General features: G+C 51.0%; 20 protein-coding genes and 4 pseudogenes. 13 read left to right on the forward strand and 11 right to left on the reverse strand.

From position 1 onward, the window contains the following. Positions 1 to 150 precede the first annotated feature (150 nt). On the forward strand, positions 151 to 1,386 hold the full coding sequence (pepT, locus tag HC231_RS10005) for a peptidase T (protein ID WP_208230839.1): 1,236 nt from the start codon (positions 151 to 153) through the stop codon (positions 1,384 to 1,386). 177 nt (positions 1,387 to 1,563) lie between these two features. Here pepT and HC231_RS10010 read toward each other — a convergent pair whose 3' ends face one another. From HC231_RS10010 to rluE, 8 genes are all read right to left on the reverse strand, one after another. Next, positions 1,564 to 2,685 (reverse strand): ribosomal protein uL16 3-hydroxylase, encoded by a 1,122-nt coding sequence (locus tag HC231_RS10010; protein WP_208230840.1) that lies wholly within the window; start codon positions 2,683 to 2,685, stop codon positions 1,564 to 1,566. Between the two features lie 66 nt (positions 2,686 to 2,751). Next, positions 2,752 to 4,263 (reverse strand): two-component system sensor histidine kinase PhoQ, encoded by a 1,512-nt coding sequence (phoQ, locus tag HC231_RS10015; RefSeq protein ID WP_246494766.1) that lies wholly within the window; start codon positions 4,261 to 4,263, stop codon positions 2,752 to 2,754. Continuing rightward, positions 4,256 to 4,948: a two-component system response regulator PhoP gene (gene phoP / locus HC231_RS10020; RefSeq protein ID WP_208230841.1), complete on the reverse strand. Its 693-nt coding sequence runs from the start codon at positions 4,946 to 4,948 to the stop codon at positions 4,256 to 4,258. Before phoP ends, phoQ begins: the two co-directional genes overlap by 8 nt. A gap of 290 nt (positions 4,949 to 5,238) precedes the next feature. Further along, entirely contained in the window at positions 5,239 to 6,609 is a 1,371-nt protein-coding gene (purB, locus tag HC231_RS10025; protein ID WP_208230842.1) for an adenylosuccinate lyase, read from the reverse strand. 168 nt (positions 6,610 to 6,777) lie between these two features. Continuing rightward, positions 6,778 to 7,404, reverse strand: coding sequence for a high frequency lysogenization protein HflD (hflD, locus tag HC231_RS10030; RefSeq protein ID WP_208230843.1), 627 nt, complete (start codon positions 7,402 to 7,404; stop codon positions 6,778 to 6,780). A gap of 2 nt (positions 7,405 to 7,406) precedes the next feature. Then, a complete protein-coding gene (gene mnmA, locus HC231_RS10035) occupies positions 7,407 to 8,513 on the reverse strand; it encodes a tRNA 2-thiouridine(34) synthase MnmA (RefSeq protein ID WP_208230844.1) in 1,107 nt (368 codons plus the stop codon). Positions 8,514 to 8,697: 184 nt separating this feature from the next. Beyond that, on the reverse strand, positions 8,698 to 9,144 hold the full coding sequence (locus HC231_RS10040) for an NUDIX hydrolase (protein ID WP_208230845.1): 447 nt from the start codon (positions 9,142 to 9,144) through the stop codon (positions 8,698 to 8,700). Beyond that, on the reverse strand, positions 9,137 to 9,790 hold the full coding sequence (gene rluE / locus HC231_RS10045; RefSeq protein ID WP_208230846.1) for a 23S rRNA pseudouridine(2457) synthase RluE: 654 nt from the start codon (positions 9,788 to 9,790) through the stop codon (positions 9,137 to 9,139). The genes HC231_RS10040 and rluE overlap by 8 nt, the downstream gene beginning before the upstream one ends. A 100-nt stretch (positions 9,791 to 9,890) precedes the next feature. Between rluE and icd the strand changes: the two genes are divergently transcribed. After that, positions 9,891 to 11,144, forward strand: coding sequence for an NADP-dependent isocitrate dehydrogenase (icd, locus tag HC231_RS10050; protein ID WP_208230847.1), 1,254 nt, complete (start codon positions 9,891 to 9,893; stop codon positions 11,142 to 11,144). Between the two features lie 125 nt (positions 11,145 to 11,269). On the opposite strand, the pseudogene HC231_RS23945 reads toward icd, so the two are convergent. Beyond that, a pseudogene (locus HC231_RS23945) lies at positions 11,270 to 11,748 on the reverse strand (tyrosine-type recombinase/integrase); the annotation flags it as partial. A 3-nt stretch (positions 11,749 to 11,751) separates the two neighbouring features. On the opposite strand from HC231_RS23945, the pseudogene HC231_RS10055 reads away from it, so the two are divergent. The 7 genes and pseudogenes from HC231_RS10055 to HC231_RS10085 form a co-directional block, all read left to right on the forward strand. Continuing rightward, positions 11,752 to 12,128: pseudogene (locus HC231_RS10055) on the forward strand (recombinase family protein); the annotation flags it as partial. Positions 12,129 to 12,292: 164 nt separating this feature from the next. Then, positions 12,293 to 12,694: pseudogene (locus tag HC231_RS10060) on the forward strand (S-type pyocin domain-containing protein); the annotation flags it as partial. Further along, the gene (locus HC231_RS10065; RefSeq protein WP_208230848.1) at positions 12,694 to 12,963 is read left to right on the forward strand and encodes an immunity protein; all 270 of its coding nucleotides are present in this window, start codon (positions 12,694 to 12,696) and stop codon (positions 12,961 to 12,963) included. The pseudogene HC231_RS10060 and the gene HC231_RS10065, both read left to right, overlap by 1 nt. A gap of 24 nt (positions 12,964 to 12,987) precedes the next feature. Further along, positions 12,988 to 14,190, forward strand: coding sequence for an IS256 family transposase (locus HC231_RS10070; protein ID WP_208228152.1), 1,203 nt, complete (start codon positions 12,988 to 12,990; stop codon positions 14,188 to 14,190). A 180-nt stretch (positions 14,191 to 14,370) separates the two neighbouring features. After that, positions 14,371 to 14,472: pseudogene (locus HC231_RS23950) on the forward strand (hypothetical protein); the annotation flags it as partial. 194 nt (positions 14,473 to 14,666) lie between these two features. Next, positions 14,667 to 15,839, forward strand: coding sequence for an MFS transporter (locus HC231_RS10080; RefSeq protein ID WP_208230850.1), 1,173 nt, complete (start codon positions 14,667 to 14,669; stop codon positions 15,837 to 15,839). 434 nt (positions 15,840 to 16,273) lie between these two features. Then, positions 16,274 to 16,531 carry a hypothetical protein gene (locus HC231_RS10085; protein WP_208230851.1) on the forward strand — a complete coding sequence of 86 codons (258 nt, stop codon included), beginning with the start codon at positions 16,274 to 16,276 and terminating at the stop codon, positions 16,529 to 16,531. Between the two features lie 134 nt (positions 16,532 to 16,665). Here the strand turns inward: HC231_RS10085 and HC231_RS10090 are convergent, their stop codons facing one another. Next, on the reverse strand, positions 16,666 to 17,208 hold the full coding sequence (locus HC231_RS10090) for an NADPH-dependent FMN reductase (protein ID WP_208230852.1): 543 nt from the start codon (positions 17,206 to 17,208) through the stop codon (positions 16,666 to 16,668). A 105-nt stretch (positions 17,209 to 17,313) separates the two neighbouring features. Beyond that, the gene (locus HC231_RS10095) at positions 17,314 to 18,705 is read right to left on the reverse strand and encodes an NAD-dependent succinate-semialdehyde dehydrogenase (protein WP_208230853.1); all 1,392 of its coding nucleotides are present in this window, start codon (positions 18,703 to 18,705) and stop codon (positions 17,314 to 17,316) included. Positions 18,706 to 18,966: 261 nt separating this feature from the next. Between HC231_RS10095 and HC231_RS10100 the strand changes: the two genes are divergently transcribed. The 4 genes from HC231_RS10100 (at position 18,967) to HC231_RS10115 (ending at position 24,779) form a co-directional block, all read left to right on the forward strand. Then, the gene (locus HC231_RS10100) at positions 18,967 to 19,716 is read left to right on the forward strand and encodes an IclR family transcriptional regulator (RefSeq protein ID WP_208230854.1); all 750 of its coding nucleotides are present in this window, start codon (positions 18,967 to 18,969) and stop codon (positions 19,714 to 19,716) included. A 292-nt stretch (positions 19,717 to 20,008) separates the two neighbouring features. After that, a complete protein-coding gene (locus HC231_RS10105) occupies positions 20,009 to 22,177 on the forward strand; it encodes a sensor domain-containing phosphodiesterase (RefSeq protein WP_208230855.1) in 2,169 nt (722 codons plus the stop codon). A 113-nt stretch (positions 22,178 to 22,290) separates the two neighbouring features. After that, on the forward strand, positions 22,291 to 24,033 hold the full coding sequence (locus tag HC231_RS10110; protein WP_208230856.1) for a sensor histidine kinase: 1,743 nt from the start codon (positions 22,291 to 22,293) through the stop codon (positions 24,031 to 24,033). After that, entirely contained in the window at positions 24,030 to 24,779 is a 750-nt protein-coding gene (locus tag HC231_RS10115; protein ID WP_208230857.1) for a LytR/AlgR family response regulator transcription factor, read from the forward strand. The genes HC231_RS10110 and HC231_RS10115 overlap by 4 nt, the downstream gene beginning before the upstream one ends. Positions 24,780 to 24,784: the final 5 nt, after the last annotated feature.

The following is a 24,784-nucleotide window of genomic DNA, read 5'->3' on the forward strand; positions in this document are numbered from 1 at the left end:
TATGACGATAATCCGGCGTTTGGCTGGAGCGGGGGGCCAGGATCGCTATTTCGCTTCTGCGAGTTAACACAGTAAAAACTGACCTGACGCAATATTTGCCGTGGATGCCATCCCCATAATGAAATTTAGGGCTCAAGAGGCACATAAGTGATGGATAAATTACTCGATCGATTTTTAAATTACGTTTCTTTTGATACTCAATCAAAAGCTGGTGTCCGTCAGGTGCCAAGTACCGACGGTCAATTGAAACTTGCACGGGCATTACAACAGGAGTTGCTTGAGCTGGGGTTTGAGCAAGTGACGTTAGGTAAACATGGATGCGTCATGGCGACGCTGCCTTCTAATGTCGCCTGGTCAGTACCAACCATCGGTTTTATTTCTCATCTGGATACCTCCCCTGACTACAGCGGGAAGAACGTTAATCCTCAGATTCTGGAAAATTATCGCGGCGGCGATATCGCGCTGGGCATCGGCGATGAAGTGCTTTCACCGGTGATGTTTCCCGTGTTGCATCAACTGTTGGGGCATACGCTGATCACCACCGATGGCAAAACGCTGCTGGGGGCGGATGATAAAGCCGGGATCGCTGAAATTATCACGGCGATGGCGCGGTTAAAAAAACGTCAGGTTCCGCACGGGGATATCAGGATTGCGTTTACGCCTGATGAGGAAATCGGCAAGGGCGCTCACTTCTTCGATGTGGCCGCATTCGATGCGCAATGGGCGTATACCGTTGACGGCGGCGGCGTGGGCGAGCTTGAGTATGAAAACTTTAATGCCGCCTCGGTGACGGTGAAAATCGTCGGCAATAATGTGCATCCCGGCAGCGCCAAAGGGGTAATGGTTAACGCGCTTACCCTGGCGTCGCGTTATCACCATGAAGTGCCCGCCGACGAATCTCCCGAGAATACCGATGGCTATCAGGGCTTTTATCATCTGCACAGCATGAAGGGCGTGGTTGAACGCGCGGAACTGCACTATATCGTCCGTGACTTCGACCGTGACGGGTTTGAGAAACGCAAGAAAAAGATGTTGGATATTGCGGAGAAGGTGGGCAAAGGTCTGCACCCCGATTGCTATATCGAAGTGACGATAACCGATACCTACTACAACATGCGTGAGCAGGTGGAGCAGCATCCGCATATTATTGCGCTGGCCCAGCAGGCCATGCGGGATTGCGATATCGAACCGGTGCTGAAGCCGATCCGCGGCGGAACTGACGGCGCGCATCTGTCGTTCCAGGGATTGCCCTGTCCTAATTTGTTTACCGGCGGCTACAACTATCACGGCAAGCATGAGTTCGTGACGCTGGAAGGCATGGAGCAGTCCGTGTCGGTGATTATGCGTATTGCCGAGTTAACCGCGTTACGGGCCAAGGCTCAGTAGTCCGGTAATTAATAAAGAAGGCGGGGATCCCCGCCTGAGTTTGATGGCGATTCCATCGCGATGAGATTAGAGAGACCCAATGCGAGAGCGGGGAGAGACGTCTCTGCGGCAACCTCTCCCCCTTGTTTCCCCTAATATCTGACTGTATCAGAAGTCTGAACGCTGACCGTTGACGCCTTAGTCGGCAAAATACCAATAGCCGCTGTTAATCAACGCGGTTAACTGCGCCAGGAATGCGGGATCTTCCAGCGCCTCGGCCAGCATGGCGACGCCAATCTCGTAATGTTCCGCCAGCGTCAGAAGCGCCTGTTTATGCGGGCTGTCGATTTTTTCGCCGTTGACGAAACAGTCGCCGCCGACGCCCAGCACGCGCAACCCGCCCAAGCGCCGCAATATTTCTCCCTGTTGCAGGAAGTCATATATTTCCTCGGCCTGGTAGGGCGGTTCCGGCGGAGCGAGATCGAGTTCATGACGGGACTGCGAAATGAATTCGCCGAACCAGTTCTGGAAATGCTCCGGCTGTTGAACCAGCTCCAGCATCATTTTCTGCAAGCGGTCCAACTCCTGCGGCAGCACCGTCGCCGGATGCTCGCGGGAGGGAATATCCGGATCGCTGTAGCGATGGCTGCCGAGTTCGCGCGATAACACATAGTCGGCGAAACCGCTGACCAGTTCACGAGCATTCGGCGCGCGGAAACCTACCGAGTAGTTGAGCGAATTTTCCAGCGAGTAGCCGTCATGCGGAAAACCCGGCGGGATATACAGAATATCGCCCGGCTCCATCTCTTCATCAATGATGGCGTCGAAGGGATCGACCTGAAGCAGATCCGGATGGGGACAATGCTGTTTCATCGGTATTTTTGCGCCGACGCGCCAGCGCCGGCGGCCCGTTCCCTGAATAATAAATACGTCGTACTGATCCAGATGCGGGCCAACGCCGCCGCCGGGAACCGAGAATGAGATCATCAGATCGTCAATACGCCAGTCAGGCAGGCGGCGGAAAGGGCGCATTAACGCGGTAGAGGGCTCGTGCCAGTGGTCGACCGCCTGTACCAGCAGCGACCAGTTGTTCTCGCCCAGGTGATCGAAACTTTCAAACGGACCGTGGCTGACCTGCCAGCGCCCGTCCTGATGGCTAATCAATCGGCTATCAACTTCATTTTCCAACGCCAGACCGGCTAGTTCGTCTGGTGAGATAGGATCGATAAAATTATTAAAACCGTGTTTGATGATGATCGGCTGCTTTTGCCAGTAGTGCGCTAAAAACTCCGGCCAGTCGAGATTGAGTTGATAATCCATACCATATCTTCCAGAAAGCGAGACTAGCGGCAATTATAGCGGAAGCGCGGTTGGCTGTACCGACTTTCATAGCTCATTCTGACCAAGATTCTGACGGGAGAAGATGGCCTCGACGCGCGCGCCTCCCAACGTACTGTCGCTAATGACGATCTCGCCTTGATATTGCTCGATAATTTCCGCAGCGACCGACAAGCCGATGCCTTGACCGGGACGCAACCGGTCGACGCGTTGTCCGCGTTGAAAAATCACTTCCCGTTTGCTTTCAGGAATGCCGGGACCGTCATCGTCGATGATCAAATGCAGCTTATGGTCGGAATATTGGGCGCTGACCTCCACAAACTCCAGGCAATATTTACAGGCGTTATCCAGTATGTTGCCCATAATCTCCATAAAGTCATTCTTCTCGCCGATAAAGGTCAGTTCGGGGGAGATATCCAGCGTCAGCACCACGCCTTTGCGCTGATAAACCTTATTCAACGCGGAACATAATCCATCCAGCAGCGCCGGGACGGAATGGAGCTCGCGCATTAACATATGATGTTCGGAACGAACGCTGGCGCGATGCAGGTAATAGCCAATCTGTTGTGAAATTCTGCTGATCTGCGCCAGCATGATGGGTTCCGCCTGATCGATGGTGATCTCCTTACCGGTACGTAAGGCCCGCAGCGTGGTTTGTAAAACCGCCAGCGGCGTTTTCAGGCTATGAGTGAGATCGGTCAAGGTCGTGCGGTATTTGTGATAGCGCTGGCGCTCGTTATTCAACAGAATGTTTAGATTTTTCACCAGGCTGAACAGCTCGCGCGGCGGATTTTCATCCAACTGTTCACGCGTGCCGTTTTCCAGTTCGGCAATCTGCCTGACCAGATGCTTGATAGGGCGCAGGCTCCAGTGCGCGCCGAGCCAGAGCAGGGGGAAAACCAGAATGAGATTGGCGATGACGACATAGCTGAACCATTCCCAGACAATGTCTTCCTGCTGCAATTCCTGCGGGATACGGTCTACTACCACGATGGTTAATGGCGGGAGATGCTCGGTGCGCGGATAAACGTTAACGGCGACGGAGTGCGTCAGCGTGTGCGAGTAGACGCTATTGAGCGCCCGGAGACTATTCAGCAGGAGCGTGTTTTCTTTCAGCACCGAACTGCTGGTGCTGCTATCGATATCCAGCTCATGATAGGCCGTTTTTTCCAGCCATTCCGGCTTGATCAGCGCTTCCAACTGCGGCACTTCTTTTTCACGCCAGAGGATTTTTCCCTGTTGGTCGTAAATCAAAACCAGCGTGGGGAAATTGATATCAATATCCGGCGGCGTGGCGATGGTTAACTGATTGTCGTGCCACTGCGCCAGACTGTAAAACAGGTTACTTTCGCCGCGCAGCAGCCGGAAAGAGGTTTTATCGAAATTGACGCTATAACCGATAATGGCCACGATGCCGTAAGCCAGGGACAAGGCGAGAACGATGGCGACGGTGGCGAGTAAAAAGCGGACGCGCAGCGAAAAAGGAAATTTTTTATGATGAGGCTTCTGCCCGTCACCCGCGGCGTTAAACAGCGCGCCGGGCGATTTTTTATTACTCATCTTGCGCTTGACTGGCGTCGATGTCGAAACGATAGCCTTGACCGCGAACCGTGGTGATGACGTCAGGGGAACCGGCGCTCTGTATTTTTTTGCGTAAACGACCCATTAATACATCGATAGTATGACTTTCGCGCAGCTCTGCATCAGGGTACAACTGTAACATTAGCGACTCCTTACTGACGACTTTTCCATTGTTGCGGATCAGGGTTTCAATAATAGTATATTCAAATGCGGTGAGTTTAACCGGCGCCCCTTTAATCATCAGTTCACGCCGCGACAGATCGATTTCAAACGGCGATATGCTGACAATCTGCGATGCCAGCCCGCTGTTGCGGCGCATCAGCGCCTGGAGGCGAGCGACCACCTCTTCCATATGAAACGGCTTTGTGACGTAATCGTCCGCGCCCGCTTCCAGCACCGCGACTTTATCTTGCCACCCTTCACGGGCCGTCAGCACTAAAATAGGCAGCTTGAACTGCTGTGAACGCCAGCGGCGGATCATACTCATGCCGTCTTCATCCGGCAGGCCGAGATCGACGATAGCAATATCCGGCGAGTGTTCGAGCAGGAAATAATCGGCCTCTTTGGCTCCCGCCGCCGCATCGACCTGATGTCCCATTTCATTCATTTGCACGGTAAGGTGATGGCGTAATAAAACGTTATCTTCGACAACCATAATGCGCATTGCTATTTCCTTTGTAAAACGGGCTGACGGTATATATAAGCGAACACCACTTACGTATCATAGTAATAGGTAGGCGGAATAATCCTATTATTTAGTTTTTATCTGACAGATTATCCATAGAGATAATAAACCGTGGATAAACGGGCGAACGAAGGGAAATGGGGAGAGAGAAATAGGCGCCTGGCGGCCGGACGATCGCGGGGATAAGCTATTGAAATCTCATCCCCGCGAGTCGTATCAGGGTAAGCGGGCGACAGAAACAGGGAACTGCGCCCGGCGGCTGGCCGCCCTTACTTCAGATCATCGACCATTTGAATGGCGCGGCCGATATAATTCGCCGGCGTCAGGGTCTTCAGCCGCGTTTTTTCCGCTTCCGGCAGCGCCAGGCCATCGATGAACGCCTGAATGCCTGCCGCGTCAACGCGTTTGCCGCGGGTCAGCTCTTTCAGTTTTTCATAAGGCTTTTCAATGCCGTAGCGGCGCATAACGGTTTGAATCGGCTCCGCCAGCACTTCCCAGTTATGATCCAGCTCTTCACTCAGGTGGTCGCGGTTGACTTCCAGCTTGCTGATGCCTTTTAACGTTGACTGATAGGCGATCAGCGCGTAACCCACGCCTACGCCCAAGTTACGCAGCACCGTTGAGTCGGTCAGGTCGCGCTGCCAGCGGGAAACCGGCAACTTCCCGGCTAAATGCCCTAACACGGCGTTGGCTAACCCCAGGTTGCCTTCCGAATTCTCGAAATCAATCGGGTTCACTTTATGCGGCATAGTGGAGGAACCGATTTCACCGGCAATGGTTTTCTGTTTGAAGTGATTCAGGGCGATGTAACCCCAGATATCGCGGTCAAAGTCGATCAGAATGGTGTTAAAGCGGGCGATGCAGTCAAACAATTCCGCGATGTAGTCATGGGGTTCGATCTGCGTGGTGTAGGGGTTCCAGGCGATCCCCAGCGACGTGACGAAACTCTCGCTGAACTGATGCCAGTCGATATCCGGGTAGGCTGCCAGATGCGCGTTGTAGTTGCCCACCGCGCCGTTGATTTTGCCCAGGATTTCAACCTGCTGAAGCTGACGATATTGGCGCTCCATCCGGTAGGTGACGTTAGCGAACTCTTTGCCGATGGTGGATGGCGTGGCCGGCTGTCCGTGCGTGCGCGACAGCAGCGGAATATCGCGATACTGCCGGGCCAGATCGGCCAGCGCGTCAATGATTTTGCGCCACTGGGGAAGGATCACGTCACGGCGCGCGCTATCCAGCATCAATGCGTGGGACAGGTTGTTGATATCTTCCGACGTGCAGGCGAAGTGAATGAATTCGCTCACGGCGTGCAGTGCCGGAACGGCGGCGACTTTTTCCTTCAGAAAATATTCAACGGCTTTAACGTCATGGTTGGTGGTGCGCTCAATAGTTTTAATGCGCGCCGCGTCCTGTTCATTGAATTCGGCGACAATTTTGTCGAGGAAAGCGTTTGCGTCAGCATCAAATGCAGGAACTTCCTGGATTTCTGCACAGGCCGCCAACTTTTGCAGCCAACGTACTTCAACCTGTACGCGGAATTTCAGTAAACCGAATTCGCTGAAAATAGCGCGTAACGAGCTGACTTTATCGCCGTAGCGGCCATCTATCGGGGAAACGGCGGTCAGTGAGGATAATTCCATCGCAAGCAACTCCTGGGATTGGTTTTAATAACAATAAATATACAGTTCATGCTATCGGCAAACATCTTGAATCGTCATCCCCGCGCAGGCGGTTATCTGCTGTGGGGAGAATGTATTTGCTTTGACGCTATGACGACTAGCGCGGGTCGTTCGCCGCGCAGCCGTTCATCAGCAGCGTTCCAATATCTGTTTCGCTTCTTTCACCAGTTGACCGCGGGAGAACATCAGTTGCAGGCGTCCGCCGCCAATCTGCTGCCACAGCACCGCTGAGCGAATACCGGCCAGGAGCGCCGCGCGCACCTTGGCCTGAATCTGGCTGTTTTTCAGTATCTCCGGCGAGCCGGTAACCTGAATACGCGGCCCCAGCGTACTGATGACATCAACATAAATACCGGCCAGCGCGCTGACGATCGTATCAGAGAGCAGTTCAAAATGCTCCAACTGACGCTCCAACTGCCCGATGCGCTTACCCAGCTCATCAAGCGCCGTTTTTTTGCCATGCAGTTTGCGCTCCAGCGTAATCAGGCTGAAGGTATAGCGTGACAATTCGGCCCCCGGGCCTTTACCGCTGGTGTTCAATATGCCCAGCAAGGTTTCCAGCCCGGTTTTCAGGTTGCGTTCCGCATCGCCGTAAACGGCAAGCGTCGATAGCGGGTTGACCACCAGAATACTGTTGAGCGACGTGTGCAGACTTTCATTGTCGCAATTGCCGGTATGGGCCAACTGCTGCACCAGTTGGGCGGACTGGCAGACACCCGCAAGCGCCAATGTAATGTCATGATAATTCTTGGCCACGGTTACTCCTGTAAACGCTCTTCAATGATGCCGCCGCCCAGGCAGACATCGCCCAGATAGAAAACGGCGGACTGGCCGGGGGTAACGGCTGCGACCGGTTCATCAAAACGTACGGTTATGCGATCTTCCCCCAGCGGGGTGACGGTGCAGGGAATGTCCGCCTGACGATAACGGGTTTTGACGACGCAGCGAAATTCCCCGGTCAGCGGTTGACGATCGACCCAATGCAACTGCTGGGCGATTAAGCCGCGGGACATCAGGCGAGGGTGCTCGTGTCCCTGCGCGACATAAAGGATATTGTTTCCCACGTCTTTATCTACAACGTACCAGGGTTCTTCTCCGCCATCTTTGACGCCGCCGATCCCCAGCCCTTTACGCTGGCCTAATGTGTGGTACATCAGCCCCTGGTGTTCTCCCATCGGCTTGTTGTCGTCGACGGACAGAATCGGCCCCGGCTGAGCAGGCAGGTAACGGGAGAGGAACTCGGTGAATTTTCGTTCGCCGATAAAGCAAATGCCGGTGGAGTCTTTCTTTTTGGCGGTCGCCAACTCCAGTTGCTCGGCAATTTTGCGCACCTGCGGCTTTTCCAATTCGCCGACGGGAAATAGACTTTGCGCGATCTGCTCATGGCTGAGCGTATAGAGAAAATAACTCTGGTCTTTATTGCCGTCCAATCCACGGAGTAAACGGCTTTTGCCATCGACGTCCTGACGACGGACATAGTGGCCGGTGGCGATGTAATCCGCGCCCAAATCTTCGGCCGCGAATTCAAGAAACGCTTTGAATTTGATCTCTTTATTGCACAGGATATCGGGATTGGGCGTGCGGCCTGCTTTATATTCCGCCAGGAACAGTTCAAAGACGTTATCCCAGTATTCGGCGGCAAAATTGACGGTATGCAGCTCTATGCCAAGTTTGTCGCAGACGGCCTGTGCGTCGGCAAGGTCGGTTGCCGCGGAGCAATACTCCGTGTCGTCGTCCTCTTCCCAGTTTTTCATAAACAGGCCTTCAACATGATAGCCCTGTTGTTGTAACAGGTAAGCGGAAACGGATGAATCAACACCGCCGGACATACCGACAATCACTTTTTTCTGGCTGTTATCTGACATAGAAGTCTCACGAACTGAAATACGTATACCCGCCATTTTTCAAATCACAGGCGCGTTGGCCCGGTTATTCGGCCTCTCTCCCGCAATTCGAAATCCACCGGGTATGACATTAAAGCGAAAAACAAGCGGCGTATTTTATCATGTTGCGACCGGGCCTGCACCGCTATTCCTGATACGTTATGCGCTAAAACGGCCAGTTAAAGGCGTTCAGTATCGTTAAAGGATAGCGTTCGGCCTGTTGATAGCGCCGGATGCTCTCCGCAACCAGCGGTGAGCGCAGCCGGTCGGAGTTGAGGATTTGTTCCGCCGTCAACCAGCGACAGCACTCGATATCGCTGTCGTGGGGGTGCGTTTCCATCCGATAGGGCAGATCGAGGGAGAAGCAGAAACGCAGAAATGGCGTATGATCGGGGGCGATCCATTGGTGTAACTGCAGAAAACTCTGCGGCTCCGCTTGAATACCCGTCTCCTCCCACAGCTCCCGGCTGGCGGCCTGAATCAGCGTTTCATCGGCTTCCAGGTGTCCGGCGGGCTGATTCCACAACAGTTTGTCGTTAATCAACTCTTCAACCACCAGAAAATGGTTCTCAGCCTGGACTACGCAGGCAACGGTAACGTGTGGCTTAAACATCAGCGATCTCCTTCCATTCTCCGGGGGACAGGTTTTCCACGGTCCGATCGGCCATGCCGTAGCGTATCAGGCGCAGCGTGGGATAACCAATATTTGCCGTCATACGCCGAACCTGACGGTTGCGGCCTTCATGCAGGGTGATTTTCAACCAACTGACGGGGATGTTTTTGCGTTCCCTGATCGGCGGAACCCGCGGCCACAGCCAGTCTGGTTCCGGTACTATTTCAGCGCCCGCCGGCAGGGTTTTACCGTCTTTAAGCTCAAGACCGCTTCGGAAGCGGGAAAGCGCGGCTGCGTCGGGAATGCCTTCAACCTGAACATAATAAATTTTTGCGGTTTTATAGGCGGGCGAGGTAAGTTTGGCTTGAAGCTTTCCGTCATTGGTGAGGATCATCAACCCTTCGCTATCCCGGTCCAGACGCCCGGCTGCGTAGACGCCGCTAATCGGTATATAGTCTTTCAGGGTTGAACGGCCGGCTTCATCAGTAAACTGGGGCAGCACATCAAAAGGTTTATTGAACAATACGATGCGTCGAGGCTCCGTATTAGCGCTTTTTTTTGCCGTTCGGGAGCTGAATCGTTTAACTCGGTGATTTTTAACAGGGAATTTATTCATCATCTTTATAGCCGCGGGTAACAAAAGCATTATACTCGAAAAGGTTTGCGATTGGCGCGGGCTAAATATTCAAGTAGTATCGACACACATCTTACAAGTCATTAACAAATTGCGCTCGAAGGAGAGGTTAATGGAAAGCAAAGTAGTAGTACCGACAGAGGGGCAAAAGATCACGGTTGATGCTCAAGGCAAGCTGGTCGTTCCCAATAATCCGGTGATCCCTTTTATCGAAGGGGACGGTATTGGCGTTGATGTCACGCCGGCCATGATCGACGTTGTTAATGCCGCAGTAAAAAAAGCCTATCAGGGCAAACGCGCAATTTCCTGGATGGAAATTTATACCGGCGAAAAATCAACGCAGCTTTATGGTAAAGACGTTTGGCTGCCGGAAGAAACCCTGGATCTGATTCGCGAGTATCGCGTTGCGATTAAAGGCCCGCTGACTACGCCGGTCGGCGGCGGCATCCGCTCTCTGAACGTCGCATTGCGCCAGCAACTGGATCTATATATCTGCCTGCGTCCGGTTCGTTATTACGAAGGCACGCCAAGCCCGGTAAAACACCCTGAATTGACCGATATGGTTATCTTCCGTGAAAACGCCGAAGATATTTACGCCGGTATCGAATGGAAAGCGGATTCGGCGGAAGCGGATAAAGTGATCAAGTTTTTGCGCGATGAAATGGGCGTAAATAAAATCCGTTTCCCGCAACATTGCGGCATCGGCATCAAGCCATGTTCCGAAGAAGGCACGAAGCGTCTGGTGCGTGCGGCGATTGAATATGCCATCACCAACAATCGTGACTCCCTCACGCTGGTCCATAAAGGCAATATCATGAAATTCACCGAAGGCGCCTTCAAAGACTGGGGCTACCAGCTGGCGCGTGAAGAGTTCGGCGGAGAACTGATTGATGGCGGGCCGTGGGTTAAAATCAAGACCCCGAACACCGGTAAAGATATCATCGTTAAAGATGTGATTGCCGATGCGTTTTTACAACAAATCCTGCTGCGCCCCGCGGAATATGATGTTATCGCCTGTATGAACCTGAACGGCGACTATATTTCTGATGCGCTGGCCGCACAGGTCGGCGGTATCGGTATCGCACCGGGGGCTAATATCGGCGACGAATGCGCGCTGTTTGAAGCGACCCACGGCACCGCGCCTAAATATGCCGGCCAGGATAAAGTGAATCCGGGTTCTATTATCCTGTCTGCGGAAATGATGCTGCGTCACCTGCAATGGTTCGAAGCCGCCGACCTGATTGTTAAAGGCGTTGAGGGTGCGATCAAGAACAAGACCGTGACCTACGATTTCGAACGCCTGATGGAAGGCGCTAAGCTGCGGAAATGTAGCGAGTTCGCGCAGGACATCATCGATAACATGTAAGTATATTGTTATAACATTGATCGGCGGGGGCGTTTGGCTTCCGCTGATTTTTAACATGGTGAATTCCGGTTAGTAAAACAATTTAGTAAATCTGATTGAAAAATGACCTTTTTGATGATCGTTTTTCATCGGTCATTGACCGTAATTGTTAACCAATCTTTGCCGCGATCGTCATTGTATCTGTCGGTTTGTTGTTGTGATTTATGCCCCAGTAATAACCGTGTATCCACATCTCCTTGCTCTCTGTAAAGTCGTTCAGCTAATGAGCGTTGTTCGTGAAATGTCGGCCCAAACCAATCCTGTCTCTGGCTGCGCTGAATCGCATTGTAAGCGTGCGGGAAGAGACGGCGTCGCCGCGCTTCGCCTGCGAGGTAGATCGAAAGAAATGCACCAGGTAAGGGCTGACGACATAGTCGCGACATCGGTTTACAACCTCGCGCAAGCTCCAGTTAATAACGTTACAGCGTAACGATAATGGAATGGCAATCCGTGTACCGGTTTTCTCTTGAATTACATGCAGATGGTCATCCCAAATGTCCGAGAACTTCATGTTTGCCACATCATCCAGACGTTGGGCTGTAACCAGGGCCAATAGCATAGCGTTACACTCGTTGTCTGGAAACTCGATCGGCTGGGCCGCAGTGTGCGCGACCTGATAACGCTCGACTCTGATTTGCAGTCCCGCGGCATTCATTTCCGCAGCCTGACCAACTCGATAGACACATCAACGCCAACTGGCCGATTTTTTTCCACGTTATGAGCGCGTTAGCAGAAATGGAACGCGAGCTGATAGTTGAACGAACCCGCGCCGGGCTTGTGGCTGCAAGAGAGCAGGGTAGGATCGGCGGCAGGAGACCGGTCATGACGCCAGATATTATTGAGCATGCCAGGCAGATGTTGCAGAACGGCGCAACACGGCGTCAAGTCGCGGAGATTTGCGGCGTGACGGTGAAGACGATTTATAAGTATTTCCCTGCCAGCTAATTGATCGGTTATAGCGATCAATTACCACAAATCGATCTGTATAAACGTTTATAAAATATACAGCCCAGGTGCCATGATTAATAGTGATGAAAAACTATAAAAACGTCACTAGGGGAAGCCGCCCATCGGTAACTCGATGGGCTTTTTCTCACACAAAAACGACAGGCGGCCCGATCTTGGAGCTGGATTGGAAAAATATTAAAATTGACCGCGCCGGAGTGGACAAGGTGAAACTTCATACCGGCCGGTTTGCGGAAACGCCAGAAAACAAGGTGATGATCGACCGCCTGGAAAAAATTCTGAAGGGTGAACTGCAGGCCACCGATACCGACAAACGTTTTTATACCCATGAAGTCAGGGAGCTAGAGCGCTACCGAAATCTGGGCATACGGGATGGTGCGGTTCCTCAAAGTGTTAAGGAGCAAAAAGATGTGTGGAATAATACACATACAGCAACCCTTGAGGATTACAAAATAAATGAAAGGGAGCAGGCTCTTTATACTGATGAGGCTTTACAAGCCGCATATGAACAGGAATTAAAAGATGCTTTAGGAGGGAAAAAATAATGTCTTTGAGTGATATTGTAAAAAATGAAAGCGTAGAGGATGTGCTAACCTTCCTGGGGCCAACCTCCGACTACCGTAAATTAGATCGATTGTACACATATAACCGGTTCGAAGTTATCTCCAGTGGTGAGCTTTCGTTTGCCTATGATGAGTTGCTTCGAAAAGGAGTGCTTCAGGACCAAAATGGAAAAGTTGTAAAAGGTCCCAATTGGAAAGAACCCAGATTCGTTACCGAAGAGAGCGTTAGAAATTCTGTGTCATTCCAGTAATATACTTCAAAAAAGGAATGACACATGTCCCAGCCCTTCGATTTCGACAAAGCACTTAAGGCCCTCCAGTCCGGTCAGGCATTAACAGGCAAGGATGGTATCTTAACCCCATTAATTAAACAGTTAACTGAAGCTGCTCTGGCCGCTGAACTTGACTCTCATCTGGCTGCAGATGTGGAAGCAAACCGTAAAAACGGTTCCGGCAAAAAGACCATTAAAGCGACGACCGGCAGTTTTGAACTCGCCACACCACGCGACCGCAATGGCACTTTCGAGCCTCAGTTGGTAAAAAAGCACCAGACCACCCTGTCCGACGAGATTGAGCACAAGATTATCCGCCTGTTCGCTCTCGGCATGAGCTACGCCGACATCAGCCGGGAAATCGAAGACCTGTACGCTTTCAGCGTTTCCACGTCCACTATCAGCGCCGTTACCGACAAGGTCATCCCCGAACTGAAACACTGGCAGCAGCGCCCGCTGGAGCCGGTGTATCCTTTCGTCTGGCTGGATGCCATCCACTACAAAATCCGTGAGGATGGGCGCTATGTGAGCAAGGCGGTGTATACCGTACTGGCCCTGAACGCCAAAGGCAAAAAAGACGTGCTGGGGTTGTATCTGTCTGAAAGTGAAGGAGCCAACTTCTGGTTGTCGGTGCTGACCGACCTGCAAAACCGGGGTGTCAGGGATATCCTGATTGCCTGCGTGGACGGATTGACCGGGTTCCCGGAAGCGATAAATAGCATTTATCCGCAGACGGAAGTGCAGTTGTGCGTCATCCACCAGATACGCAACTCCATCAAATACGTGGCGTCGAAGCACCACAAAGCGTTCATGGCCGACCTGAAGCCGGTTTACCGCGCGGTATCGAAAGCGGCGGCGGAAACTGCGCTGGACGAGTTGGATGCCAGATGGGGCCAGCAGTATCCGATGGTTATCCAGTCATGGCGCCGGAAATGGGAAAATCTGTCGGCGTACTTCCGCTATCCGGCGGATATCCGCAAGGTGATTTACACCACCAACGCCATCGAATCAGTTCACCGGCAGTTCAGGAAGCTGACGAAAACCAAAGGGGCGTTCCCTAATGAAAACAGCCTGTTGAAGCTGCTTTATCTGGGGCTGATGAATGCGCGGGAGAAATGGACAATGCCAATCCAGAACTGGAACTTGACCTTGTCGCAGTTGGCCATTTATTTTGACGGGCGACTGAATAACGTGATTACGCTGTAATATTTTTACCGTGACACAGAATTCTGAACACTCCCTTACCGAAAAAAAATACGGTTTCTAATCGAAGGTTCATCGCTTGCGCTCTTGATTGATACGCGCTAACTTCCCCGAAGTTACCAAGCCTCGCCTTAAACAGCGGGGCTTTTTTTATGCCCTTTTTATACCATTATCAGGATCCTCATGGCGACCATTGATATCACCACGATGCGTGGCGAGATGCCGCGTGTCATCGGGCATCTATTGCCTGAATCCAATTCCACACTGGCGCAAGGTTGCCATTTCGGCCCCTATGTTTTGCCAGTAAACCGTTTTTCCACAAAAATCCCCCTGTTTTTGTATTAACCATCGTCCTAATCGTTTTCCCGATTGTTTTTGTCGTTATTTTTTCGATCGGTAATCCGGTTGTCTCTGGCTATCTATCCCTCAATCTGGCGTGATATCTTCATCCATTCGGTTAAACCAGCATTGAAAGAATCATGAACTTTTCTTTTGATAAATATCAGCAGCATTATTTCACCTTTATGATGATCTTCGCCGCATCACTGGTGGGGCTGATTACCGGCTACACGTTACCGCTTATCAGCCTGCGGCTGGCTGCGATGGGGCATGGCGTCGCGCTGTTGGGCGTTATTTCCGCGCTTCCTGCCGTGGGGATGTTTATCTCATCGTTCATCACTCCCGCGCTGACGCGGCGAATAAACATGAGAATTCTGCTGGTTTTTAGCCTGCTGGCGCTTTCCGTTTCAACCGTGGCGTCGTGCCTGTTGAACAATCCCGCGCTATTGCTTTTCCCGCGCTTGATGACGGGGCTGGCCAGCGGAGTTGTGATTGTCATCGGCGAAAGCTGGATCGCCGGCGCGGCATCGGAGCGTTATAAGGCGACGTTCACCGGCTTATACACCTCGGCGTTCACCGGCTTTCAACTGATGGGACCGCTATTGATTGTGGCGGGCAATGCCTATGAGACATGGGCCGTATGGTCCATCGGTATCATGACGGCGGTATGCGGATTGATGCTCGTCCTCTGCCGCAGCGTCGCGAGTTCCGAGGAGAAAACACCGGTCTCTTATCGCCGCGTATTGAAAACAGCGGCGGCCATTGCCGTGGGCGTGCTGTGTTTTTCCTTTTTCGACGCCAGCGTACTATCGTTATTTCCGCTGTATGGCATGGCGAATGGGCTGACGGAGCAAACCGCCGCGCTTCTGGTTAGCGTGATTTTCCTGGGGGATGCGCTGTTACAACCTGCTATGGGCTGGATGGCCGACAAACTCGGCGTCAGGCGCGTTCACATCGGCTGTGGGGCGGTATTTTGTATTCTGTCGATGCTGGTGCCGCTAACGTTTAATTCTCCGCATTTGATGTTCCTGAACTGTTTTATCCTGGGGGCGGTCGCCGGCGCTATCTATACGCTTTCGCTGGTTCGCGCAGGAAAAGGTTTTTCCGGGCAGAAGCTCATTGTCGTCAATTCCCTTTTCGGGGTTGTCTGGGGAGCCGGAAGTATTTCGGGGCCGGCATTGACCGGTATCGTCGTGTCTTTTATCGGGTATGGCGGCGTCATTTTTTGTCTGGTCGGCATGGGGCTGATTTTTCTCTTGGCGCAGTACCTATCCGTCAGTGAGCAAAATCCGGCGCTGACGACGAATCTATGACGCCGGGCGGGTCAGGTTTGTGATCAAGACGCATACCGGCGGCGCGCCCGATTTTTCTTGACGCTATAAAGTATCGATATAACGGGGCGGGGCAGCGTCAGATTTTATCAATGTAGAAGTTTGCGCCAAAATTGGGATCATCATTGGCAAAAAATACCATTTCCCAGTCCATACCGTATTTTATGCTGTGAAATGCCGGGCATAACTTGTTTATCATTCGATTTATGATGATTATCAAAACGCCTAATAAGAATTTACATTTTATGGGTTCATCTTATTTCGCCGGCGATCCATTGGAAACGTGGGATTATGTTGATCTAAATCACAATCTGTCGGTATGTAATTTGCTCTTATGAAAATCCCGTTGTGGGAAAAATGCTCCATAGATTATGTTTCATAAAGGCATGCTAATAGCTGTATGCCGCGGAGGATGTATGTCTGTAATTCGCACGTGTATGAGTCTTTTTGGTGGTGATACGCTAATTGTTCGTTGTTCTAACGCTTTTGATCTTCAAATGATCAATGGCTCACATACAATGGACACTCAGAATAAAGCCGCTACACAAGACGCTATTAGCGTGAGTGCTGAGGATGAAGTTTATTTAACGGTTCCATATACTGGCGATTGGGATTTAATCATCCATGCAAAGAATGATACGCCCGAACATTCAATAAGTTATTTTCCGGCTTAATTTTATTTAGCGTCCATAGTGGTCAGCATATTTGATTAGCATCATTGGTGTTGTATTGCCTGTGTCCAGTTATGCTTTTCAGCGGTATATGCTGGCCTGTTTTTTATTCTTACCGAAACTGATTGATTGCGCGATTACGCCTTGTCGATGGCGGCGGTCAGCGCTGATATCTGTTGTGATATCAATCCCTTAATTCTATCGTCAATAAGATTGCCGTCTGCGTCGAAACTGTCGCTATAGGCGTTTGAGAACACCTCTGGCTTATTCAGCGGGCGTAGATCGAGAAATACGCACACCTGACGTAAATGATACTGAGCACGCGATGTTCCCATTCCGCCGCCGGAGCCCATTATTGCCACGGGTTTCCCTGCCAGCAACGTTTGGTCTTCATCACGAGACAGCCAATCAAGAATGTTCTTTAACGCCGGCGCCATCGAATAATTGTATTCGGTGCAGGCAAAAACCAGCCCATCGGCTTTTTTGACCTGTTGAACGATGTGTTGAACTGATTCGGGCTGGGCGGCGATATCTGAATTATAAAATGGCACGTCGCTTAAGTCGGCAATATTCAGCGATACGTTTTCAGGTAATACCGACTGCGCTGCGCGCAATAACCCTTTATTGGTTGATTTCTGGCGTAAGCTGCCTGAAATACCGACGAGATTAATATTTTCCATAATATTTCCTTATAGTTAAGTCCGCTTATTAAAATAAAGACCTGTATTTAGACTTTTCACTGGGGAAATGTCGCATACAGGTCATCATATCAGGAACCTGAAAAATTAGAATTCAGCATCGATATCGACGATGTCGATCAACTTGTGGTTAACAAATTCTTTGATGCCCAATCCAATCAATTCTCGTCCGTAACCAGAGCGGCGGAGACCGCCGAACGGAAGATCGGCTTTAACCATGGTCGGGTGATTCACAAAGACCATCCCGGTGGAGATTTTTTTGGCGACTTCCGCGCCGCGTTGAGCATCCTGGGTGAAGACAGAACCGCCTAAACCGAAGGGGGAGTCATTGGCGATACGGATGGCATCGGCTTCGTCTTTGGCGCGGAACAGCATGGATACCGGCCCGAAAAACTCCATGGAATAGGCCGGGTTGTCCGGCGTGACGTTGGTCAAAATCGTCGGTTGGACGAACGCGCCATTTTCCGGCACTTTCGGTCCCACTTCGGTCGCCGTCGCGCCATGGTCCACGGCGAACTGAATCTTCTCTTTCACTTCGTCAGCCGCTTTCTGTGAAGAGAGCGGGGCAAGCGTGGTTTCGGCAGACATTGGATCGCCAGTGCGTAATGCAGCTACGCCATCGGTATACAGTTTGAGGAAGTCGTCGTAGACATCATCAACAATGATCATTCGTTTAGACGACACGCACACCTGTCCGCCGTTCCAGTGACGCCCGAACACCGCCCATTTTGCGGTTTTTTCCAATTCGGCGTCGGCCAGCACGACAAAGGCATCGGCGCCGCCGAGTTCCAGCGTCGATTTTTTGAGTGCTTTGGCGGCTTGCTGAGCGACAAGCGCGCCGGCGTCTTCGGAGCCGGTAAGCGCCACCCCGTGAACCCGTGGGTCATTGAGAATTAATTCAATCTGGGTGCGTGTGGCGTACAGATTTTTGAATCCGCCGGCGGGCAAACCCGCTTCTAGCATCAGTCGTTCAAAACGCGCGGCGCTTTGCGGAACGTTGGAAGCATGTTTCAAAAGCACGGTATTGCCGGCAGACAATTGCGGGGCAATGATGCGGGCAATCTGGTAGTAAGGGAAATTCCACGGTTCGATTGCGAGCAGAACGCCAAGCGGTTCATGGTATACCACCGCTTCGCCTTCCGCCGGATCGGCGACGGGGAGTTTTTCCGGCTCCAGCAGGGATTCGGCATATTTTGCATAATACTCAAAAATCTGAGCGGAGAGTTCAACCTCGGCCTTCGCTTCGGTAAACAGTTTGCCCATTTCCAGCGTTAGCAATTTTGCATGTTCGTCGCTGTCTTTACGCAGCAGGTCGGCCGCCCGTTGCATAATGGCGCGCCGTTCGGCGAATGACGTGTCTTTCCAAGCCTGGAAAGTCGCATGTGCATGTTCAATCGCTGATGCAACTTCAGCATCGGTCGCATCAGGAAAGGTTTTAATCAGTTCCCCGGTATAAGGATTTGTTGTGGCATATGCCATGTCAGTTCTCCTTTATCTATGGAATAGGGTGCAGCTTGAAAGTTGGAACATATCCAACGAATTGCGGTAAGCCTGTATCAACGTCCGCATTGAGAGCGCGATAGCGGCGTATACCCAATTTTAGTCATGTATTTTTGCAAAGCTACATCAATCTTCTGACGTATTTTTAACTTTGCGTCAACATAAAATCATAATACGCTTATTTTAATCCAATACAATATTAGCCACATCGTGGTACGGTTTTGAAATGTTTCCGGGGGAATGATGAATAAAAAAGCCCAGAAAATCCAGGTGATATCGCGAGCCGCAAGCATTTTGCGCGCGCTGGGATGCGAGGGCGTCAGTCTGGGGACGTTAGCGTCGCGAACGAATTTACCCCGTTCGACGGTACAGCGTATCGTTGATACGCTGAAAGAAGAGAATCTGGTCGAGAGTAGCAAATTCGGCGTCAGGCTTGGATGGGGAATCAATGAACTGGCGAAAATGTCCTATTCGAATGTGGCGGCTCAACTGCGCCGTCCGCTGGAGATGGCGTTTGAGATGACCCATGAAACGGTGGATATCTCGACTATTCATGGCACCGAGGTTTATTGCCTTGATCGCATTATTTCCGACCAGGTGGTGCGGGTTGTGCCGGCTGCCGAACGGCCAAAACCGCTGTATGCCATGGCGAGCGGCAAGGCTATTTTAGCCAATATGGATGATGATGCGATCGTCAGTTTATTTAACAGCGGTATGCCCGCGCTGACCAGCAATACCATTACGTCGATCGACAAACTGCTGGAGGAGGTTCGGCAGGTTAGAGTCAGCGGTTTCGCTTTTGATTATCAGGAGCATGCCGAGGGCATTTGCGCCATTGGCATCCCGCTGAAAACGCATTGCAGCTCTCCTTATGCCATAGCGGTTGTTGTTCCGTCCTTTCGTTTTCAATCTCTCCTGCCCGCGATAACAGAAGCGCTAACTCAAGTAAAAGCATCATGCGTACCGATCCTGACTGGATGCCAGTCTTGATATCCGGGCGCGGCTTCAATTCTATTTGAAAATTCATTACACAAATTAAATGGTTACAATTGTCATTATTAATGTTGTTAATGTATAGCGATTTTGGTTTTTTTGCTTTAATAATCTATGGGTTATATGAATTTCCTGCTGTGTTGCTGAGCGGTCCAAGCATTTTATTTGTTTTGAAACGTTGTTTTTTTGTCCGTATTGTTCTATTTCGTTACATAGTTGGCTAGATTTATACATTGAAAACTTATGTTTTAATCTGAACGTTAAAGCGATGAATACTATAGGGGGCCCCATGAGCTGTACTCCAATAGTTAAAGAGGAAACGAATCGTCTCGCTGCTCTTCATGAGTATGGAATTGAAACCGAATTGTTTGATCCCAGTCTTAACAAGCTGATTAATCTGGCGTCAAACATATTTAATGTGCCTATTGTTTTGGTTTCTCTGCTGGAATCGGAACGGCAGTTGTTTGCCGCGGGACTTGGCGTTTCATTTACTGAAACGCCGATAGAGATTGCTTTTTGTACGCACGCGATTCACCAAGAAGGCATATTGGTTATTCCTGATGCGAGTAAGGATCCGAATTTTAAAGATAACCCGCTGGTTACGGGGGAGCCGCATCTTCGCTTTTACGCAGGCATTCCATTACGAAACCTATCCGGGTACGCCATCGGCGCGCTTTGCATTATCGATATCAAACCACGGTTGGCCTTTAGCGTCAGAGATGAACATAATTTGCAGGATCTGGCCATGTTGGTCATGGATCGGCTGGAGGCCAGACGGCTTAATTTGTCGCGTAAGATTGGGCCGGCGGTTTTTGAGAAAATCGCCAAAACGTCTACCGACGCCGTTATCTGCGTCGACGAGAAAGGCATTATCACTTTTTGGAATCCTTCCGCGCAGAGAATGCTAGAGTACGCCGGCGACGAGATCATCGGACATAGCGTCGATACCGTTATCCCAGACTATTTACTCGTTCAATTTACTCGTTTGGCTACGGATAAGGCGTGGTTGGCTAAAGGCGTCACGCTGGAGTTAAATGTTCGAACTAAAAGCGGTGTTTTGTTTCTTGTCGAGCTGTCCGTATCGATGTGGAAAAATGATGACGCTGTAAGTTACGGCGTTATTCTGCGTGATACGAAGGAACGACGGCGTAACGAGGAACGACTATTTTTACTGGCGCATATGGATCCGCTGACCGGTCTGGCCAATCGGGCTCTATTGACCTCGAATCTGGAACAGACTTTGAAAAACAAATCGGCGGCCTGCATCATGCTGATCGATCTGGATGGCTTTAAGAATATTAACGATAGTCTGGGGCATGACTGCGGTGATGATATTCTGGTCAGCGTAGCAAAGAAAATACAGATGAACGTGCGAACAGGCGATTTAGCGGCCCGCATGGGCGGGGATGAGTTCGTCTTGCTGTTTCCCGGCATGGACGATCGGGATGAGGCGGCTACGATCGCTGAGCAGGTCATCCATAATATTTCGCAAACCATGATTGCCGGCGAGGGGCCGCTCAATGTCAGCGCCAGCGTCGGGATAGTGTTTTATCCCATACATGGTCTTACCGCTCAAGAACTGCTGGCCAGCGCGGATCTGGCGTTGCTTCAGGCCAAGAGCGAGGGGCGCAACTGCTATCGTTTCTTTACCAGGGTATTACGCGAGAATTTTCAGGCCAAACATGCGTTTCAGTCAGAATTCGCGCGGGCTTATAAAAAACATGAGTTTGAAGTGTTTTATCAACCGCTGGTAGACCTGTCGAATAATGAGATTGTCGGCGCTGAAGCGTTATTGCGCTGGCGTCATCCCCATAAAGGATTACTTAGTCCGGGGGCGTTTCTTTCCGCTCTGGAGTGCGGCACCTGGGCTGAGTATGTCGGCGACTGGGTGATGCTGACCGCCTGCAAGCAGGCAGCCGAATGGCACCATATCGGCGCGAAAGATTTCCGTATCAGCGTTAACCTGTTCAGCGCACAGTTCCGTTCCGGTATGCTGTCGCAAAAGATCGCGGATATCCTGAAACTGACCGGTTTGCCGGCCAGCTCGTTGGAGGTGGAGATCACTGAAAATATCATCCTGCGTCACGATAAAAACATGTTGCAACCGTTGTATGAACTGCGGGATGCCGGGATCGGCATTGCGTTTGATGATTACGGCACCGGCTATGCCTCTCTCAGCGTATTAAAAAACTATCCGGTAACGCGTCTTAAAATTGATCAAAGTTTTGTTCGCACCATGTGTGAGTCGCCCACGGATGCGGCCATTGTTTGGGCGATAATCTATCTTGGCAAAAGCTTCGGACTAGGCATCGTCGCCGAGGGCATTGAAACGCTGGAGCCGTGCGAGCAACTGAAAAATCGCGGCTGTGATGAGGCGCAGGGATATCTGTTTGGTCATCCGATGTCCGCGAAGGAGTTCACTAACCTGTTGAAGTCGAGACATCGCCTCGCCGGGTGAACATGCTCGGTTTTAGCCTTAATGCATTGCTGCAATGCGCGCAAGAACTAATGGAATATAGATCACATTTTTTCTATAGTGACCGGCTTGTCGTCTGATTCCCGGAATGTTCTGTGCACGAAATATTCGAGATGCTACTGGCGGTGTTTGACCGTGCGGCGTTGATGCTGATTTGTTTGTTTTTCCTTACCCGCACACGGCAGTTTCGTCAACTGTTGCAAAAAGAACAGCACTCGCCTAGAGAACGGGTAATGGTCACGGCCATTTTTTCTCTGTTCGCGCTGTTCGGCACCTATTCCGGCATCAATGTCGAAGGCTCCCTGGTTAACGTGCGCGTGATTGCCGTGATGTCCGGCGGTATCTTGTTCGGACCATGGGTCGGCATCGCCACCGGGCTGATCGCTGGGATCCACCGCTATTTAATCGATATCGACGGCATTACCTCTATTCCCTGTCTGATTACCAGCGTGATTGCCGGAGTGATGGCCGGCTACATTAACCGGAAAGTGAAAAAAGAACAGCAATGGAGCGTCGGTATCCTGGGCGGAATGCTGTGCGAGTCGCTCACGATGCTGCTGGTGGTGGCCTGGGCAAAACCCATTGAGTTGGGACTGGATATTGTTTCTAAAATTGCATCGCCGATGATTTTGGGCACGGTGTGTATCGGGTTAATTGTTTTATTGGTGCAAAGCGTCGCGAACGAAAAAGAGGTTATCGCCGCCAGACAGGCGAAGCTGGCGCTGGATATCGCCCACAAAACCTTGCCGTACTTCCGTAACATCAACAGTGATTCATTGACGACTATTTGCAATATTATCCGCACCGAAATCAATGCGGACGCGGTCGCTATCACCAATACCCAGCATATTCTGGCTTATGTCGGCGTTGGCGAAGAAAAATATAATATCGGACACGACATCATTAGCCCCATGACGCAGCTGGCGATTAATGACGGAAAAATCATCATTAAAAATAATGATGAGCAGCACCTTACGCCGCAAATTCACTCGATGATCGTTATTCCCTTATGGGAACACGGGCAAGTGACCGGAACGCTGAAAATTTATTATTGTCACGCGCACAAGATTACCTATTCACTGCGTGTTATGGCGGTCGGCCTGTCGCAAATCATGTCTACGCAGATTGAAGTTTCCCGCACGGAGCAACTGCGTGATATGGCCAATAAAGCGGAGCTGCGGGCGTTGCAGAGTAAAATCAATCCTCACTTTTTGTTTAACGCGTTAAATGCCATTTCTTCCTCGATTCGCATTAATCCCGATACGGCCCGCCAGCTAGTGATTAATTTGTCACGTTATCTGCGCTATAACCTGGAATTGAATGACGATTCGCTGATTGATATAAAAAAAGAGCTTTATCAAATCCGTGACTATATCGCCATTGAACAGGCGCGTTTCGGCTCGAAATTAACCGTTATTTACGACATTGATGACGATCTATCCTATAAAATTCCCAGCCTGCTCATTCAGCCGCTGGTGGAAAACGCCATCGTTCATGGTATTCAGCCTTGCCGTGGAAAGGGTACGGTCGTGGTGTCGGTGAAAGATCTGGGCGACAAGCTGATGATCGCCGTGAAGGACACCGGACACGGGATTGATCAGGCAACGATGGACCGGGTGGCGAGGAACGAAGTGCCGGGTAATAAAATCGGCCTGTTGAATGTTCATCATCGGGTTCGTTTATTATACGGCGAAGGATTGCACATCCGGCGCTTAGAGCCTGGAACCGAGATCTATTTCTATATTCCCCGCCGCAGTAATCAACCGATTATTTCGCAAGCCGATAGTTCGCCAGAGAAAATTACCGCTGGCATTATGCAGTCAGGAGAAGGCCGGTGAAAGCCATTATTGTTGAGGATGAATTCCTGGCTCAGCAAGAGCTGAGCTACCTTATCAGAGCGCACAGCGATATCAGCATTGAAGCCGCCTTCGATGATGGCCTCGATGTGTTGAAGTATCTGCAACACAACGAAGTCGATGCCATTTTTTTGGATATCAATATTCCGTCGCTGGACGGCGTCTGGCTGGCGCAAAATATCAGTAAGTTTGCGCACAGACCTTATATCATCTTTATTACCGCGTATAAGGAACATGCGGTTGAAGCGTTTGAGGTAGAGGCGTTCGACTATATTCTCAAGCCGTATCACGAATCCCGCATTGTGACGATGCTGCATAAACTGGAAGCGGCCTGGCAACAGAGGCAATTGCCGCCCAGCGCGGAGCAGGGGATCGGCATCAGCGCGCAGCGCAACACGCAGCAAACCATCAATCTGATGAAAGATGAACGAATTATCGTGACGGATATTAATAATATCTATTACGCGGCGGCGCAGGAAAAAGTCACTCTGGTTTATACCCGGCGAGAAGAGTTCATCATGCCGATGAATATCACCGAATTCTGTAGCCGCCTGCCGGAAGAGTATTTCTTCCGCTGCCATCGTTCTTACTGCGTCAATCTGACCAAAATTCGTGAGATTGTTCCCTGGTTCAACAATACTTATATCCTGCGCCTTAACGATCTGGATTTCGAAGTGCCGGTGAGCCGCAGCAAAATAAAGGAGTTCAGGTCATTGATGCGTCTTTAGATGCA

This window comes from Brenneria izadpanahii (assembly GCF_017569925.1).
GTDB classification, from domain to species: Bacteria; Pseudomonadota; Gammaproteobacteria; order Enterobacterales; family Enterobacteriaceae; genus Brenneria; species Brenneria izadpanahii.

Bases quoted from the DNA above. Each gene is read 5' to 3' on its own strand.
- HC231_RS10070 (WP_208228152.1), top strand. From the start codon at position 12,988: ATGTCCCAGCCCTTCGATTTCGACAAAGCACTTAAGGCCCTCCAGTCC.
- HC231_RS10065 (WP_208230848.1), top strand. From the start codon at position 12,694: ATGTCTTTGAGTGATATTGTAAAAAATGAAAGCGTAGAGGATGTGCTA.
- HC231_RS10095 (WP_208230853.1), bottom strand. From the start codon at position 18,705: ATGGCATATGCCACAACAAATCCTTATACCGGGGAACTGATTAAAACC.
- HC231_RS10085 (WP_208230851.1), top strand. From the start codon at position 16,274: ATGTCTGTAATTCGCACGTGTATGAGTCTTTTTGGTGGTGATACGCTA.
- purB (WP_208230842.1), bottom strand. From the start codon at position 6,609: ATGGAATTATCCTCACTGACCGCCGTTTCCCCGATAGATGGCCGCTAC.
- HC231_RS10100 (WP_208230854.1), top strand. From the start codon at position 18,967: ATGATGAATAAAAAAGCCCAGAAAATCCAGGTGATATCGCGAGCCGCA.
- mnmA (WP_208230844.1), bottom strand. From the start codon at position 8,513: ATGTCAGATAACAGCCAGAAAAAAGTGATTGTCGGTATGTCCGGCGGT.
- icd (WP_208230847.1), top strand. From the start codon at position 9,891: ATGGAAAGCAAAGTAGTAGTACCGACAGAGGGGCAAAAGATCACGGTT.
- rluE (WP_208230846.1), bottom strand. From the start codon at position 9,790: ATGCTTTTGTTACCCGCGGCTATAAAGATGATGAATAAATTCCCTGTT.
- phoQ (WP_246494766.1), bottom strand. From the start codon at position 4,263: ATGAGTAATAAAAAATCGCCCGGCGCGCTGTTTAACGCCGCGGGTGAC.
- HC231_RS10080 (WP_208230850.1), top strand. From the start codon at position 14,667: ATGAACTTTTCTTTTGATAAATATCAGCAGCATTATTTCACCTTTATG.
- HC231_RS10040 (WP_208230845.1), bottom strand. From the start codon at position 9,144: ATGTTTAAGCCACACGTTACCGTTGCCTGCGTAGTCCAGGCTGAGAAC.
- HC231_RS10010 (WP_208230840.1), bottom strand. From the start codon at position 2,685: ATGGATTATCAACTCAATCTCGACTGGCCGGAGTTTTTAGCGCACTAC.
- HC231_RS10105 (WP_208230855.1), top strand. From the start codon at position 20,009: ATGAGCTGTACTCCAATAGTTAAAGAGGAAACGAATCGTCTCGCTGCT.
- pepT (WP_208230839.1), top strand. From the start codon at position 151: ATGGATAAATTACTCGATCGATTTTTAAATTACGTTTCTTTTGATACT.
- phoP (WP_208230841.1), bottom strand. From the start codon at position 4,948: ATGCGCATTATGGTTGTCGAAGATAACGTTTTATTACGCCATCACCTT.
- HC231_RS10090 (WP_208230852.1), bottom strand. From the start codon at position 17,208: ATGGAAAATATTAATCTCGTCGGTATTTCAGGCAGCTTACGCCAGAAA.